Source organism: Actinomadura sp. 9N215, from assembly GCF_044326345.1.
Classification (GTDB): Bacteria; Actinomycetota; Actinomycetes; order Streptosporangiales; family Streptosporangiaceae; genus Spirillospora.
The window spans coordinates 37294-51645 of sequence record NZ_JBIRBA010000034.1; the positions used below are offsets into that span (position 1 = coordinate 37294).

Annotated in this window: 15 protein-coding genes; 6 read left to right on the forward strand and 9 right to left on the reverse strand. The window is 70.2% G+C overall.

Annotated features, from left to right (window positions below):
* The first annotated feature begins 69 nt into the window (after positions 1-69).
* Complete coding sequence (locus ACH34T_RS38210) at positions 70-954, forward strand: SDR family NAD(P)-dependent oxidoreductase (RefSeq protein WP_396025874.1); 885 nt, start codon at positions 70-72, stop codon at positions 952-954.
* Complete coding sequence (locus ACH34T_RS38215) at positions 951-1508, forward strand: carboxymuconolactone decarboxylase family protein (protein ID WP_396025875.1); 558 nt, start codon at positions 951-953, stop codon at positions 1506-1508. The genes ACH34T_RS38210 and ACH34T_RS38215 overlap by 4 nt, the downstream gene beginning before the upstream one ends.
* An 84-nt stretch (positions 1509-1592) precedes the next feature.
* On the opposite strand, the gene ACH34T_RS38220 is transcribed toward ACH34T_RS38215, so the two are convergent.
* Complete coding sequence (locus ACH34T_RS38220; protein ID WP_396025876.1) at positions 1593-2219, reverse strand: TetR/AcrR family transcriptional regulator; 627 nt, start codon at positions 2217-2219, stop codon at positions 1593-1595.
* A gap of 228 nt (positions 2220-2447) precedes the next feature.
* On the opposite strand from ACH34T_RS38220, the gene ACH34T_RS38225 reads away from it, so the two are divergent.
* Positions 2448-3134: a Crp/Fnr family transcriptional regulator gene (locus ACH34T_RS38225; RefSeq protein ID WP_067483689.1), complete on the forward strand. Its 687-nt coding sequence runs from the start codon at positions 2448-2450 to the stop codon at positions 3132-3134.
* A 95-nt stretch (positions 3135-3229) separates the two neighbouring features.
* On the opposite strand, the gene ACH34T_RS38230 is transcribed toward ACH34T_RS38225, so the two are convergent.
* The 5 genes from ACH34T_RS38230 to ACH34T_RS38250 all read right to left on the reverse strand — a co-directional run bounded on the left by ACH34T_RS38230 (position 3230) and on the right by ACH34T_RS38250 (position 6586).
* The gene (locus ACH34T_RS38230) at positions 3230-4012 is read right to left on the reverse strand and encodes an MBL fold metallo-hydrolase (RefSeq protein ID WP_396025877.1); all 783 of its coding nucleotides are present in this window, start codon (positions 4010-4012) and stop codon (positions 3230-3232) included.
* Positions 4013-4209: 197 nt separating this feature from the next.
* Positions 4210-5055 (reverse strand): NUDIX hydrolase, encoded by an 846-nt coding sequence (locus tag ACH34T_RS38235; RefSeq protein WP_396025878.1) that lies wholly within the window; start codon positions 5053-5055, stop codon positions 4210-4212.
* Positions 5056-5276: 221 nt separating this feature from the next.
* Positions 5277-5738: a RidA family protein gene (locus ACH34T_RS38240; RefSeq protein ID WP_396025879.1), complete on the reverse strand. Its 462-nt coding sequence runs from the start codon at positions 5736-5738 to the stop codon at positions 5277-5279.
* Positions 5739-5790: 52 nt separating this feature from the next.
* Positions 5791-5949 carry a DUF4177 domain-containing protein gene (locus ACH34T_RS38245; RefSeq protein ID WP_131969724.1) on the reverse strand — a complete coding sequence of 53 codons (159 nt, stop codon included), beginning with the start codon at positions 5947-5949 and terminating at the stop codon, positions 5791-5793.
* A gap of 136 nt (positions 5950-6085) precedes the next feature.
* Positions 6086-6586: a MarR family winged helix-turn-helix transcriptional regulator gene (locus tag ACH34T_RS38250; RefSeq protein ID WP_396025880.1), complete on the reverse strand. Its 501-nt coding sequence runs from the start codon at positions 6584-6586 to the stop codon at positions 6086-6088.
* Between the two features lie 86 nt (positions 6587-6672).
* Here ACH34T_RS38250 and ACH34T_RS38255 point away from each other — a divergent pair, with 86 nt between their 5' ends.
* Complete coding sequence (locus ACH34T_RS38255) at positions 6673-7998, forward strand: MFS transporter (protein WP_396025881.1); 1326 nt, start codon at positions 6673-6675, stop codon at positions 7996-7998.
* A gap of 138 nt (positions 7999-8136) precedes the next feature.
* Here the strand turns inward: ACH34T_RS38255 and ACH34T_RS38260 are convergent, their stop codons facing one another.
* Entirely contained in the window at positions 8137-9279 is a 1143-nt protein-coding gene (locus ACH34T_RS38260) for an SPFH domain-containing protein (protein ID WP_396025882.1), read from the reverse strand.
* A 242-nt stretch (positions 9280-9521) separates the two neighbouring features.
* Here ACH34T_RS38260 and ACH34T_RS38265 point away from each other — a divergent pair, with 242 nt between their 5' ends.
* Both ACH34T_RS38265 and ACH34T_RS38270 read left to right on the forward strand, forming a co-directional pair.
* Positions 9522-10517, forward strand: coding sequence for an ArsA-related P-loop ATPase (locus ACH34T_RS38265; RefSeq protein WP_396025883.1), 996 nt, complete (start codon positions 9522-9524; stop codon positions 10515-10517).
* A gap of 181 nt (positions 10518-10698) precedes the next feature.
* Positions 10699-11901 carry an ArsA family ATPase gene (locus tag ACH34T_RS38270; protein ID WP_396025884.1) on the forward strand — a complete coding sequence of 401 codons (1203 nt, stop codon included), beginning with the start codon at positions 10699-10701 and terminating at the stop codon, positions 11899-11901.
* Between the two features lie 29 nt (positions 11902-11930).
* On the opposite strand, the gene ACH34T_RS38275 is transcribed toward ACH34T_RS38270, so the two are convergent.
* Positions 11931-12932, reverse strand: a complete 1002-nt coding sequence (locus tag ACH34T_RS38275) for a DUF418 domain-containing protein (RefSeq protein WP_396025885.1) — start codon at positions 12930-12932, stop codon at positions 11931-11933.
* Between the two features lie 876 nt (positions 12933-13808).
* Positions 13809-14120 (reverse strand): WhiB family transcriptional regulator, encoded by a 312-nt coding sequence (locus ACH34T_RS38280; protein WP_396025886.1) that lies wholly within the window; start codon positions 14118-14120, stop codon positions 13809-13811.
* Between the last annotated feature and the right edge of the window lie 232 nt (positions 14121-14352).

The window sequence follows — 14352 nt, forward strand, 5'->3', positions numbered from 1 at the left end:
GCCCGGTGCGGAATCTTGGCGGCGAATCTTAAAAAGACGGCTATGTTCTTTTGTGTTACGCTCGCGCGCATGATCCTCGACTCCTCCCGGTGGGCCGCTACGCTCGCCGGACGGCGCGTCCTGATCACGGGCGCCGCGCGCGGCATCGGCGCGGCCCTGGCCGCCAGGCTGCACGAGCGCGGCGCCCGGGTGGCGCTCGCCGGGCTGGAGCCCGACCTCCTCGCCACCGTCGCGGCGAACTGCGGAGGCGCCCCCTGGTGGACGTGCGACGTGACCGACCGCGACAGGGTCACCGAGGTCGTGGACGGCGCCGCGGACGCGCTGGGCGGCGGCCTGGACGTCGTCGTCGCCAACGCCGGAGTAGCCGCGCAGATGCCGATCGTGGGCGGTGATCCGTCTGTCTTGGAGCAGAGCCTTCGGGTGAACGTGCTGGGTGTCCACAACACGCTCCGGGCAGCCGGGCCTTACATCTGCCATGAGCGCGGTTATGCGCTGGCTATAGCGTCCTTGGCGGCGGCCGTCCACGCGCCTCTGCTGGGTGCCTATAGCGCGTCCAAGGCCGCCGTTGAGGCACTGGGCAACACGCTAAGGGTCGAACTACGGCCGTGGGGCGCCAAGGCAGGCGTCGCGTACTTCGCCGAACTCGACACCGACATGACGCGACGAGGATTCGACACCCGGGCGGCGAACGCTCTGGTGAACTCAGGGCGCGCCAGCAGCCTCGTCTCCGCCGTGACCCCGCTGCACGTAGGAATCGACGCGCTGGAACGCGGAATCGCCCGCCGCTCGAAGCGCGTCGTCGCACCCTGGTGGGTCGGCGGGATCCTGCCGGTCAGGATGGTCGCGCAACCCGTCGTCGACCGCGTCGTCCAGCGAAGGCTGCGCGAAACCCTGGACATCGCGCGGAAAGAGCAGGTGGAGCTGACCACGCCGCAACCGGAGCCTCACCGGTGACGGCCGCGCCTCGCGCCACTCCGGGTGGGGTCCGCGACGTGGGCGTCGTGAACTGGCTCGTCTGCCGGGTCGCGGGCCGGGCCACCGGGACGGGCCCGCCGAACCTGTTCCTGACCCTGGCCCGCCGTCGCGGCCTGTTCCGCGGCTGGCTGTGGTTCGCGGGACGGCTCATGCCCGGCGGCACCCTGTCGCGCCGGGACACCGAACTGGTGATCCTCCGCGTCGCCCACCTGCGCGGCTGCCGCTACGAGTTCGACCACCACGTGCGCATCGGCCGCCGCGCGGGCGTCGGGGAACGGGACGTCCAACGCCTCAGGCAAGGACCGGACGCGGTCGGCTGGACCCCGCGCGAGCGTGCTATCCTCACCGCCGCCGACCAACTCCATGACCTGCGCGACCTGGACGACGAGACCTGGACCCGGCTCCGCACCCACCTGTCCGAAGCACAGTGCGTCGAGCTGACCATGCTCGCCGCCCACTACGAGATGCTCGCCACTGTGATCACGACACTCCGCGTCCAACCCGACCATTCGACCCCGCCGGGCCCGTCCTGACCAAGGCGGTGACGGCCGGACCAAGGCGGCGACGGCCGGACCAAGGCGGCGACGTGAGTATCACCACACCCTGATCAGCGCGTTTCAGCTGTTCAGGGCCCCGGAGCGCAGGAGAAGGCGGACGTGCTCGACGACCGGTGGGCCGAGCGCGCGCAGCGCCGCCATGTCGCCCGCAGCGACCGCCGGCGTCACCATGGCGCCGACCGCCGAAACGACGACCTGGCAGGCGAACCGGGCCGGCTCCCCGGTCGCGCCCATCATCTCGGCAAGACCCGCTGCCAGGTCGTGCTGTATCTCGGACCGCCGCTGGACGGCCTCCGGCCCGGCCGCGTACACCTCCACAAGGAACAACCGCGCGTACCCAGGTTCGGACGCCAGCGCCTCCAAATAGGCGGTGAAGGCACGCTCGAACCGTTCCGCCGGGTCGCCTCCACCCTCCGCGGCGCCTTCCAATCGACGGCGAAGCACTTCGATCGCCTTGTCGAACGCGGCCATGAAGCAGTCGAGCTTGGACGAGAACAGCCCATAGAAGCTCTGCCGGGACACCTTTGCCCGCTTCAAGACGTCCTCGACCGACGTACCCACGTACCCCTTCTCGGTCATCGCCGCCGCCATGGCCGCGCAGAGGCGGTCGCGATGCACCCGCTCGACCTCCGAGCGGGACAGCGCGTGCCGTCCGCGGGGCAGGCGGCGCGGCGAAGCCTGGGACATCCGATCAGATTAAGGCACGGCCGGTACCCCTCCTGAACGCCCGATAACGGGTGATGAGACCGGTGTGATGGCATTCACCCAATGGTCCGTACACTGGGCGAACGGGACCGCGGCGGCCTGGGAGGACGGAAAGCCAGGTCCTCCGTTTCGGCGCGCCGTGACCCTGCCTTCACGTACGCGGTGGGACGTACGTCACACTAGGCATGTCGGTGTTCGAGGAGGAGAAGCGTGACGGATCGCGACGTGGACGTTCTGAGCAGAGCCCCGCTCTTCGAGGCCCTCGACGAGCAGGGCGCCAAGGCGCTGCGCGCCAACGTGACCGAGGTGCGCCTCGCACGCGGTCAGACGCTGTTCAACGAGGGGGAGACCGGGGACCGGCTGTACGTCGTCCTCGAAGGCAAGATCAAGCTGACCAGGACGGCGCCGGACGGCCGGGAGAACCTGCTGAGCGTGCTCGGCCCGAGCGAGATGTTCGGCGAGCTGTCGCTGTTCGATCCGCGTCCGCGGACCGCGAGCGCCATCGCGGTGACCGAGTGCCGCCTCGCCGGGCTCGGCCACGACGACCTGAGACCGTGGCTGACGGGACACCCTGAAGTGGCCGTCCAGCTCCTGCGCGCCCTGGCGCAGCGGCTGCGCAAGACCAACGACGTCATGGCCGACCTGGTGTTCACCGACGTGCCGGGCCGTGTCGCCAAGGCGCTGCTCGACCTGGCGGAACGGTTCGGCCAGCCGTCCGAGGCCGGGCTGCACGTGCATCACGACCTCACGCAGGAGGAGCTGGCGCAGCTCGTCGGCGCGTCCCGCGAGACGGTCAACAAGGCGCTCGCCGACTTCGCCCAGCGGAACTGGCTGCGCATCGAGGCCCGCGCGGTCGTGATCCTCGACATCGAACGCCTCCGCAAGCGCTCCAAGTGACCACTGGGTCACCCTCGTCGGGCGACGACGACGGCGGGTGAACCGAGCGGGCGTCCGCACAACGCCGTGCGGACCCCGGACAACGAACCCAGAGTTCAGCGACCGTTCAGGTAGTCGAGTTGAGCCTGGACGGACAATTCAGCCGCCGGCCAAAGGGACTTGTCGACGTCCGCGTACACCCGCTCGACGACCTCCCGCGCCGTGCGCGCGCCCGCGGCCACGGCGGCCTCCACCTGCGCGAGACGCTCCCGCCGGTGGTCGATGTAGTGGTCGAGGACGGCGATCGGATCGTCCAGCTTCGGCCCGTGACCCGGCAGGATCGTCGCGGCCTCGACCTCGGCGGAGAACGCGCGGAGCCGGTCGAGCGAGCCGAGATAGTCGCCGAGACTGCCCGCCAGGACGGTCGTCCCGTACCCGAGGACGGTGTCGCCGGTGAGGACGGCGCCGTCCGCCGGAAGCCAGAACGTGAGCGAGTCGTCGCTGTGGCCGGGCGTCTCCATGATCCGCAACTCCAGGCCGCCCGTGGTGACCACGTCGCCCTCGCCCAACCCCTCGTCCCCGAGCCGATGCCTGGGGTCGAGCGCCCGCACCTTGACCGAGCCCCCGGCCAGCCTCGCGAACTTCCCCGCCCCGGCGGAGTGATCGGGATGGCCGTGCGTGAGCAGGACCAGTCCGACACGGCGCCCCTGCGCCTCGACCGTCTCCAGGACGCGCCTGAGGTGCTTGCCGTCCTTGGGCCCGGGATCGACGACGACGGCCTCGTCGGAGCCGGGCTCCGCGATGATCCAGGTGTTGGTGCCGTCCAGGGTCATGGCGGACGGGTTCGGAGCCAGCACACAGGTCGCCCGCTCGGTGCCCATCCCGTCGATCTCCGACATGTCCCCCATCCTGCCCGAGGCCCGATCCGGATGACGGACCGGGTTCCATCCGAGCCGGTCAAGATGCCGCAACACCGAGGTCCCCGCCAGCCGGTACATGACCGCCTTGGACACCGCGTCCCGCCGCCGCCCCGTCACCACACAGTCACCCCCGCTCTACGGAATCTTCCGTCCCACTCCCGCCGCGCACATCGCCGCTAGTACCGATAGTGCCTGGCGACGGACTCCGGCAGGACGAGGTACGCCTCGCCGTCGATGATCTCGGCCGTCGGCTCGTGGACGACGATCTCGCGGGGCGCGGCCAGCACGTCCGCGACCGTCTCGAACTCGGCGAGCTCGGCGAGCGTCGCGATCGTCGGCGGAAGCATCAGCCACTCGCCGCTGCTCCCGCGCTCAGCCGCCTCCGCCGGACGCACCCAGGCCACCTGGTCCGCCTCGGTGCTGACGTCCCTGGCCCGCTGCCCCTCCGGCATCGCCGCGACGAAGAAGCGGGTGTCGTAGCGCTTCGGCTCGACCTTCGGGGTGATCCAGTGCGCCCACGGGCGGAGCAGGTCCGAGCGGAGGACGAGGCCGCGCCGGTCGAGGAACCCGCCGAACGACCGGTCCCGGTTCAGCAGTGCCTGCCGGTCGTCCTCCCAGTCGTCGCCACGGGTGTCGTCCACCACGGTCTCCGCCGTCGGGCCCGCGAGCAGGACGAGGGTCTCCTCGAACGTCTCCCGGACGGCCGCGCACACCAGCTCGCGGGCCAGCGTCTCATCGGCGTTGAACGCCCGCCCCCACTCGGCGGGCGACGGGCCTGACCACGCCACGTCCGCGTCCCCGTCGCGCGGGTCGACGCCACCGCCGGGGAACACGTACGCGCCAGGCGCGAACTCCATGGACCGGACGCGGCGAAGCAGGAACGCCTCAAGCCCCCGCCTTTCATGATCACGAAGCACGACGACCGTGGCCGCGTCACGTGCGGGAACGGGCTCCGCCCTGCCGGACCGGATGTCCTCGACCCGGTCGCGGAACGACTCGGGCAGCTTGAGCCCGTTCACCATCGTCCCACCGAACGCGCAACCCTCATGACGGCCAATTCGGACACACCGAATGCCATTCCGTCAACCTCGCCATACCTCGACCCTGACCCGCGAACGGCCTGCAAGCCGCCTGCGAACGGCCGGCCTGCGGGCGGTTCGCGGGCGGTTCGCGGGCGGTTTGCGGGCGGTTTGCGGGCGGTTTGCGAGCGGTTTGCGAGCGGTTTGCGAGTGGCGGGTGGCCGCTAGGCGATCTCGGCGATCAGTTCGACCTCGACCGGGACGTCGCGGGGGAGGACGGCGACGCCCACGGCGCTGCGGGCGTGCTTGCCCGCGTCCCCGAAGACCTCGACCAGCAGATCGCTCGCCCCGTTGATCACCTGCGGCTGTCCGTGGAAGTCCGGGGCGCTGGCGACGAAGCCGACGACCTTGACGATCCGCGCGACGCGGGACAGTTCGCCGACCTCGGCCTTGAGCGCCGCGATCGCGTTCAGCGCGCAGATCCGCGCCTGCCGGGCGGCCTCCTCCGCGCTGACCTCCGCGCCCACCTTCCCTGTGGGCCCCAGCTCACCCTTGACCAGCGGGATCTGCCCGGCCGTGTAGACGAGCGAACCCGTCCGGGCCGTGGGGACGTAGGAGGCGACCGGCGGGACGGCCTCCGGCAGTTCCATGCCCAGCTCGCGGATCCGTTCTTCGGGCGTGCTCATGGCCATTCCTCCTCGTTGAGGCGCAAGCTCGTACAGGGGGCTACAGGACGCTCTAGGACCGCACTTCGCGCTTGAAGTAGGCCACGAGGTTCTCCGGGTTCGGCCCGGGCAGGACGGTGACGAGCTCCCATCCGTCCTGACCCCAATTGTCGAGAATCTGCTTGGTCGCGTGCACCAGCAGCGGAACGGTCGCGTACTCCCACTTCTTCATGCGCCTCACACTAGCGATCGGCCCACCCGAACCCGCTCCGAACCCACCCGTTCAAAGCGCCATCGGCCACGCCCCCGCGCCCCACCAGGTCGGGGACCAGGAGGCGTTTGGCGCGGATCAGGGTGTTCGGCGCGGATCAGGGGTGTTCGGCGCGGATCATGATGCGGCGGAGGAGGTCGGAGAGGGTGCGGCGCTCGTCCGCGCTGAGGACGCCGAGCAGCCGGTACTCCTCGTGGCCCACGCCGCCCATGGCGCCCAGCCAGGCGGCGCGTCCCTCGTCGGTGAGCTCGACGACGACCCGGCGGCGGTCGGTGGCGGACGGCGTCCGGCGGACGAACCCGCGGCGTTCCAGGGCGTCCAGCCGTCCGGTGATCGAGTTCGGCGCCATGCCGAGGTCGGCGGCGAGCTGCGAAGGCGCGGCGGAGCCGTGCCGCCCGGCGAGGGCGTGCAGCGTGTCGTACTCGTGTCGTTGCAGGTCGGAGGCCACCAGGGACTGGTCGCGGACGTGCTTGAGGTGCTCCACGAGGTAGACCATCCGGGTGACCGCGCCCTCGATGTCCGGATCGAGGTCGGGCAGGATCGGCGTCCACCGCGCCACGTGATCGTCCGTCCGGTCCCGTGTCGTCTCGCCGCGCATGACCGCGATCGTAGCGGCCGACCTGCGCAACTTCGCTACCGAATAATTCGTTGACGAATAATTCCCTGCCGAATTAGGTTTACCGCATGGCCCGCCGTCCGCCAGCCCCCACCCACCACCAATCAACCGACGAGCTTCGCTCGGCTCATCCCTTCCGTGGTCGGGACTTCCGGTTGCTGTTCGGCGCCCGCGTCCTGTCCCTGACCGGTGACGCCGCGGTGCCGGCGGCGCTCGCCCTCGCCGTCCTGCGCGCGACCGGCTCCACGTCCGCGCTGGCCCTGGTGCTCGGCTGCGCGATGGTGCCGCGCCTGCTCCTGCTGCCGATCGGCGGCGTCGTCGCGGACCGCCTCAACGCGCGAGGCGTCGCGCTGGCCACCGACCTCGTCGCCTGCGGCGCCCAACTCTTCGCCGGGATCGAGCTCCTCGGCGGACACCCGCAGCTCTGGCACCTCGCCGTCGCCCAGGCGATCGGCGGCACCGCCTCGGCCTTCCAGACCCCGACCATTTCGCCGCTGGTCGCCGGGACCGTCGAACCGTCCGGCCTGCAGAAGGCCAACTCGCTGCTCGGCGCGGCCAACGGCGCCACACGGCTCGCCGGGCCCGCCCTCGCCGGGACGTTCGTGCTGACCGTCGGCCCCGGCTGGACGTTCGTCCTCGACTCCGCCTCGTTCGGCGCCAGCGCCGCGCTCCTCGCCATGACGCGCGTCCGGCACACCCCGATCCCGGCGCGGCCGGGCGAAGCCCGGAGGTCTGGGCCGCTCGGACGGCTCGTCGGCGACCTGACGGAAGGCTGGACGGAGGTCCGCTCGCGCGACTGGTACTGGACGAGCCTGATCGCGCACGCCATGTGGAACGGCGCGTCCGCCGTCCTGCTCACCCTCGGACCCGCCATCGCGATCGACCGGCTCGGCGGCGAGGGGACGTGGATCGCGACCGTCCAGGTCGGCGCCGTCGGACTCGTCACCGGGGCTCTGCTGGCCGCCCGCCTGCGGCCCCGGAGGCCCGTCCTCTTCGCGAACCTCGGCCTCGCCGTCTTCGCCCTGCCCCTCACCCTGTTCGCCGTCGCCGCGCCCGCGCCGCTGACCATCGGCGCGTACGGGCTGGCGGGCGTCGGGTTGGGCGTCCTCAACCCGACCTGGTCGACGGTCGTCCAGATGACCGTTCCGCAGCACGCCCTGGCCCGGGTGACCTCGTACGACTGGCTGCTCTCCCTGGGCGCCGCGCCCCTCGGCTACGCGCTCGCGCCGTGGGCCGCGTCCACTTGGGGGACGTCCGCTCCGCTGATGGTCGCGGCCGCCCTGGTCGGCACCTCATGCCTCGCGACGGCGGCGGTACCCGGCGTCCGGCACCTGACCATGCCCACCACCGAAACGCCATCAACGCCTCTCCCCGGCACCGAGCCCGCACAATGACAACGCCGACCGCCCCAACCCCAACACCCGCCGCCCCGAGCCGAACACGCCCCGGCCAGTGTCGCCATCGGGGCCGAGCAACCGGACGGACGGCGACTGAGGGCTGCGCCCAGGCGCGGACGATGGGCGTGCCCTGGTTCAGCTGGGCGGCTGACCCTGCGGCCAGCCGCCGGGCCGCGCCTCACCGGGCTGCGCTTCGCCGGGCTGCGCTTCGCCGGGCTGCGCTTCGCCGGGCTGCGCTTCGTCGCCCGGCTGGGGGCTCCCGCTCGTGATGCCGTGCCGCTCGCCGGACGACGGCTCCACGGCCTCCGGCTCGTCGCGCCGCTTCGGCTCGTCCAGTCCGATGACCGGCGGGACGTCCTCGGCGGACTCCAGCGCGGACGTCGCCTCCGCCGCCTTCGCCAGTTCCGCCTCGGCCCTGGCCAGGCGTTCTCCGAGGTCGAGCCTGCTCTTCTCGCCCTCGCCGTCGCGCGCGCCCCCGCCGGACGACGCCGAACCGCCCGCCGCACGCTCGAAGAACCGCAGGATCTCGACCGGCAGCGGCATGACCAGCGTGCTGTTCTTCTCCGCGGAGACCTCCACGACCGTCTGGAGCAGCCGGAGCTGGAGGGCCGCCGGGTCCTGCGACATGATCTCCGCGGCGGCGGCCAGCCGCTTGGACGCCTGGAACTCGCCGTCCGCGGTGATGATGCGGGCGCGGCGCTCGCGCTCCGCCTCGGCCTGCCGGGCCATCGACCGCTTCATGCCTTCGGGCAGCGAGACGTCCTTGATCTCGACCATCTCGATCCGGATGCCCCACGGCCCCTCGGTGATCTCGTCGATGATCGACCGCAGCCGCGTGTTGATCTTTGCGCGTTCGCCGAGAAGCTCCTGCATGTCGGCCTGGCCGATGACCGACCGCAGCGACGTCTGCGCCACCTGGGACACCGCGTAGCCGTAGTTCTGGACGTTCACGATCGCCTTCACCGGGTCGATCACCCGGAAGTACACGACGGCGTCGACGCGGACGCTCACGTTGTCCTGGGTGATGCCGTCCTGCCCTGGGACGCCCATCGTGACGGTCTGCCGGCTGACCTTCTGCATCCGTTCGACGATCGGCACGATCGCCGTGATGCCGGGCGCCCGGACAGCGCCGGGACGCAACTGCCCGCCCCGCTGCACCTGGCCGAACCGGAACACGATGCCGTGCTCGTACTGCTGCACGACACGGATCGCCGACGCCAGGACCATCAGCCCGCCGACGAGGACGATCAGCAAGATTACAAGGGCCACCGCTTCCATCACGGGCACCTTTCTCGCGTGGTGGGCGGGGCCGCGAAAACTCCCCCGCCCCGGCGTTTCCGAACCCTGGCAGGCTCAGACGGAACCACCCGGAGGACGGTTCACGTTTCCCAGCTAACCGCGCGGGCACGCCGAATGACAGTGCCCGCACAAACGATCTTGGACGAACCGTGTCAGGGATCACTTGCATGAGGACGGGCGCACTCTGAAGTGTTTGCCGAGTGAACGATATGGTCGATCGGGTGAGCGCGAGAGACACCGACTGGGACGGCGTACGCCTCCACGTGGTCACCGGCAAGGGCGGAACCGGGAAGACGACCGTCGCCGCCGCGTTCGCCCTTGCCCTCGCAGCCGGAGGCCGCAAGGTCCTGCTCGTCGAGGTCGAGGGGCGGCAGGGCATCGCCCAGCTGTTCGACTGCCCGCCGCTGCCGTACGGGGAGCGGCGCGTCGCCGTCGCACCGGACGGCGGCGACGTCTACGCGCTCGCCATCGACACCGAAGAGGCGCTCATCGAGTACCTCGAAATGTTCTACAACCTCAAGCGCGCCGGTAAGGCGATGACCAAGCTCGGCATCGTCGACTTCGTCACCACCATCGCGCCCGGGCTGCGCGACGTGATCCTCACCGGCAAGACCAGCGAATCGGTGCGCCGCAAGAAGAAGGACGGCTCGTTCATCTACGACGCCGTCGTCATGGACGCACCGCCGACGGGCCGCATCACGAAGTTCCTGAACGTCAACAACGAGGTCTCGGGGCTCGCCAAGGTCGGGCCGGTGCGCAACCACGCCGACACCGTGATGAAAGTCCTGCGCAGCCCAGAGACGGCCGTGCATTTCGTGACCCTCCTGGAAGAGATGCCCGTCCAGGAAACGATGGACGGAATCCGCGACCTCACCGAAGTCGGACTGCCCATCGGCGGCGTCGTCGTCAACATGGAGCACCAGCCCGTCCTCACCGAGGACGACCTCGCCGCGGCCGCCGCCGGCGCGCTGGACATGGACGAGATCGTCCGGGGCGTGAAAGCCGCCGGCCTGGAGCACGACGCCGAGTCCATCGCCGCGGAACTCGCCGCCGAGGCCGGCGACCACGCCCGCCGCACCGCCCTCCAACGCCGCGAGAAAGAGCGCCTGGAGTCGATCGACCGTCCCCGCTACACCCTCCCGCTCCTGTCGGACGGCATGGACCTCGCCGGCCTGTACGACCTCGCCGCCGCCCTGCGCACCCAAGGCGCCGCATGACCGCTCGCAGCACCCCCACACAAGCCCGCAGCACCCCCACACGAGGACGCCTCCCGCACCAAGAAGCCAGCCCCACGGGAGCTGAGCCCCCGGCCCCTGATCACCGAGGTGCGCGAAACCACAGCCCCGTGGGACGCTCCCGCTCCCAGCAGAGCGGATCCAGGACGGGAGAGGCGAACCGATGAGCCCGACCAGCAAGATCCCGCCCGCGCTCGACGTCGACGCGCTCCTCGACGACCCCCGCACGAAGATCATCGTGTGCTGCGGCTCCGGCGGCGTCGGCAAGACGACGACGGCGGCGGCCCTCGGTGTCCGCGCGGCGGAACGCGGCCGGGACGTGGTCGTCCTCACCGTGGACCCGGCCCGCCGGCTCGCCCAGTCGATGGGCCTGTCCGAGCTGGACAACAACCCCCGCAAGATCGACATCGACGGCGACGGCGAGCTGCACGCCATGATGCTCGACATGAAGCGGACGTTCGACGAGATCGTCGAGGCGCACGCCGACCCCGACCGGGCCAAGCAGATCCTCGCCAACCCGTTCTACCAGTCGCTGTCGTCCAGCCTGTCGGGCACGCAGGAGTACATGGCGATGGAGAAGCTAGGCCAGCTGCACCGCTCCGGCGCCTGGGACCTGATCGTCGTGGACACCCCGCCGTCCCGCAACGCGCTCGACTTCCTGGACGCGCCCGAGCGGATGGGACGCTTCCTCGACGGCCGCTTCATGAAGATCCTCGCCGCCCCGGCCAAGACCGGCGGCCGCTTCGGCGTCAAGGTGATCAGCGCCGGGTTCGGCATGTTCACCGGCGTCATCAACAAGGTCATCGGCGTCCAGCTCCTCCGGGACGTGCAGACGTTCGTCGCCGCGTTCGACACGATGTTCGGCGGGTTCCGGGAGCGGGCCGAGAAAACGTTCAGGCTGTTGCAGACTCCCGGCACCGCGTTCCTCGTCGTCGCCGCGCCCGAGCCGGACGCGCTCCGCGAGGCGTCCTACTTCGTCGAACGCCTCGCAGAAGAGCGCATGCCGCTCGCCGGGCTCGTGGTCAACCGCGTCCACGAGTCCGCGGCGGACACGCTCTCTCGCGGGGGGACGACCCCACACACCCCCCGGAACGACTCGCTGTCCGCCGCCCGCAGCCAGGCCGCCGCCGAAACGCTGGAGGAACGCGGCGAGCACACGCTCACCGCGGCGCTGCTCCGCCTCCACACCGACCGCATGCAACTCGCCGCCCGCGAACACCGCCTCCGCGACAGCTTCGCGTCGGCCCACCCGACGGTGCCGGTCACGGCCGTGCCCGCGCAGGCGGAGGACGTCCACGACCTGGACGGCCTGCGCCAGGTAGGCGAAGACCTCGCCGCCCCCACCTCACCACCGACCGCCGCCTGAAACACCCCGCGGAGCAGGAAAGGTCAGGGTCACCGTTCAGCGGGCCGATCACGCCTACGTCTCATCGGCAGGACCTTCCACCAGGTCAGGCAGCGCCACACCCATTCCAAGGGCCCGTACCGGGCATGACGCAGCCACAATGAGCTGAATGCCAACTCGACCACGAACACGCCTACACCCAAAGAAACCGCCGCCCCGTATTCAGGCGCCTCCTCCAGGCTCATGAAACGACCGGCAACCACGATCATCAACGTGGCGCCGACATACCCGGTCAGCGCCATCCTTCCGAGTGGCGCCAGCACGCCCAGCGCACCCCGAGCGCGCGAGCGCAATAGCAGCACGATGAAAGCCATGTAGGTCGCGGCGGTCACCAGACCCGCCACCGCCGCCAATCGCGAGCCGCTCTCCGAGCCGCTACCGACCTGCCAACCATTCAGCACGACGGCGAACAGAAAACCGACCACGCACGCAACGGCCACACGACGCACCGGCAGACTCAGAACCTTCTCTATCCCGTAGCGCTGCACCGCATAGCCGAGCAGGAACAGCCCCGGTATCAGCATGCTCCCACCCCCCGTCACCAGCACGGCAGCCGCCAAGGCCACCGCGCCGAGCCCGAGGACGGCGCGTCCCGAAAGAAACGACGCGGGCAGCAGGACGACGATCCCGACGACCGCGTAACTCAACAGCACCTCGTCCGGCTGGAGCAGGCGATGCAGCGCACCAAAGGGCACCAGGAAGCCGAGCCGGGCCAGCATGACCAGCCGCGGATTGTTCGTCCTCTCCCCGGCGGCGTCCAGGAACAACCCGAAACTCACCCCGAACAGGAACGAGAAGATCGGGAAGAATCTCTGATGCAGGAACGTCTCGTACACCCAGTACGCCGGGCCAGGATCTCCCCCAGCCTCGACGGTAGGCATTCCGCTGACCCCGACGGTGTTCACGATCGAAATACCGAAGAGCGCTACCGCACGGAGGACGTCCACCTCGACAATGCGTGAACGCGTCCCGGACGTCCCCTTGAACGTCACCGTGGAGGGCTGCGGTGAGGTCGGCACTACTCCCCTCTCGGAGCCGGGCCAGCAGAACCCACCACATCACGTCCAGCCCGACCAGACGACCCGCAACGTCAACAGCCCGACCCTCACCACGCCCGACCGCCACCCACCCCGCCCAACACCAAAACGCCGTCCCACCAGCCCTCCACACAGAGGCATAACCCCACCCGCATAACCCCTACGGCCTGACGCCTGCGGTCGCACCCCCTGCGCTCAGAGGCCCCTGCGGTCAGAGCCCCACCGCCGCCGCCCCACCCTCGCAGCCGCTGCGGTTGCAGCCCGCACTGTCGCAGCCCCCCACTGTCGGAGCCACCACGGCCGCACCCCCTGCGGTCGGAGCCCCCACTGCCGCAGCCCGCACTGTCGCGGCCCCCACTGTCGGAGCCCCACTGTCGGAGCCGCTGCGGTCGGAGTCGCAGCGGCTCTGAGCGCAGCGGTCGGAGTCGCAGCGGTCGGCGGTCGATGGGAGAAGATGGGCTTGACCTGCGGAAATGATGGGTGACGGGTGATCGTGCGAATGGGAATCGCGCACGGACGGCGGGTGCCGTCTCCTCGCTTCAAACCCACGCCCCACGCAACCTGCACATTCGCCATGCGTGATCAGCTGATCACGGATTGCCGAACGGCCGCGTGATCACTGGGGCACACGCGCGCCGCGGCACGCGCCGACGGCGGCGCAAGCAGCCGAAAGGCCCGAGGACGATCAGGAGCACGTCAACAGGCCCGCACCCACCGGGTACGGGCCTGCTGCAACGCTTTATTCAACAGTGCTGGTCCTTTGGACCTCTGCCGTACGGGCCGCTCTCCAAAGCCCGTGACAACCGGACGATCACCTTCCGGCGGATCGGGTCAGCTCGCGACGAGTTCCTGTTCGTCCAAGTCGACCGACCGCTCGTACTCCTCCTTCGCGGTCTCCAGCAGGTCGCGCCATGATCGTACGTCCGGCCGCCGCCGTAGCAGTGCACGGCGCTCGCGCTCGGTCATACCGCCCCAAACACCGAATTCGATCCGGTTGTCGAGGGCGTCGGCGAGACACTCCGTGCGTACCGGGCAACCGCGACAGATCATCTTGGCCCGGTTCTGCGCCGCTCCCTGCACGAACAGGGCGTCCGGATCCGCGTTACGGCAGGCGGCGCGGGCGGTCCAATCCGTGATCCACATCTTGGCCCCACTCCCCTAGGGTCTGTGTGTCGATTTGCGCTCCTTGGCCGGACGGGCGCGGACGTCAGGCCGCCAAACGAAAGCCGTGGGGAAGAACTTACGGAAGCGAGGGACGTTTCAACAGCCCCCGATGGGCCCATTCTCGATATAGCCCACCAGGGCCATATCACCGGAACGGACTAGTTACCTGTAGTTGACGCGCCAGACACGGCGCAGGTTGTCATCTTGAGGG

Bases quoted from the DNA above. Each gene is read 5' to 3' on its own strand.
- ACH34T_RS38210 (WP_396025874.1), top strand. From the start codon at position 70: ATGATCCTCGACTCCTCCCGGTGGGCCGCTACGCTCGCCGGACGGCGC.
- ACH34T_RS38220 (WP_396025876.1), bottom strand. From the start codon at position 2,219: ATGTCCCAGGCTTCGCCGCGCCGCCTGCCCCGCGGACGGCACGCGCTG.
- ACH34T_RS38230 (WP_396025877.1), bottom strand. From the start codon at position 4,012: ATGTCGGAGATCGACGGGATGGGCACCGAGCGGGCGACCTGTGTGCTG.
- ACH34T_RS38235 (WP_396025878.1), bottom strand. From the start codon at position 5,055: ATGGTGAACGGGCTCAAGCTGCCCGAGTCGTTCCGCGACCGGGTCGAG.
- ACH34T_RS38240 (WP_396025879.1), bottom strand. From the start codon at position 5,738: ATGAGCACGCCCGAAGAACGGATCCGCGAGCTGGGCATGGAACTGCCG.
- ACH34T_RS38245 (WP_131969724.1), bottom strand. From the start codon at position 5,949: ATGAAGAAGTGGGAGTACGCGACCGTTCCGCTGCTGGTGCACGCGACC.
- ACH34T_RS38250 (WP_396025880.1), bottom strand. From the start codon at position 6,586: ATGCGCGGCGAGACGACACGGGACCGGACGGACGATCACGTGGCGCGG.
- ACH34T_RS38255 (WP_396025881.1), top strand. From the start codon at position 6,673: ATGGCCCGCCGTCCGCCAGCCCCCACCCACCACCAATCAACCGACGAG.
- ACH34T_RS38260 (WP_396025882.1), bottom strand. From the start codon at position 9,279: ATGGAAGCGGTGGCCCTTGTAATCTTGCTGATCGTCCTCGTCGGCGGG.
- ACH34T_RS38270 (WP_396025884.1), top strand. From the start codon at position 10,699: ATGAGCCCGACCAGCAAGATCCCGCCCGCGCTCGACGTCGACGCGCTC.
- ACH34T_RS38280 (WP_396025886.1), bottom strand. From the start codon at position 14,120: ATGTGGATCACGGATTGGACCGCCCGCGCCGCCTGCCGTAACGCGGAT.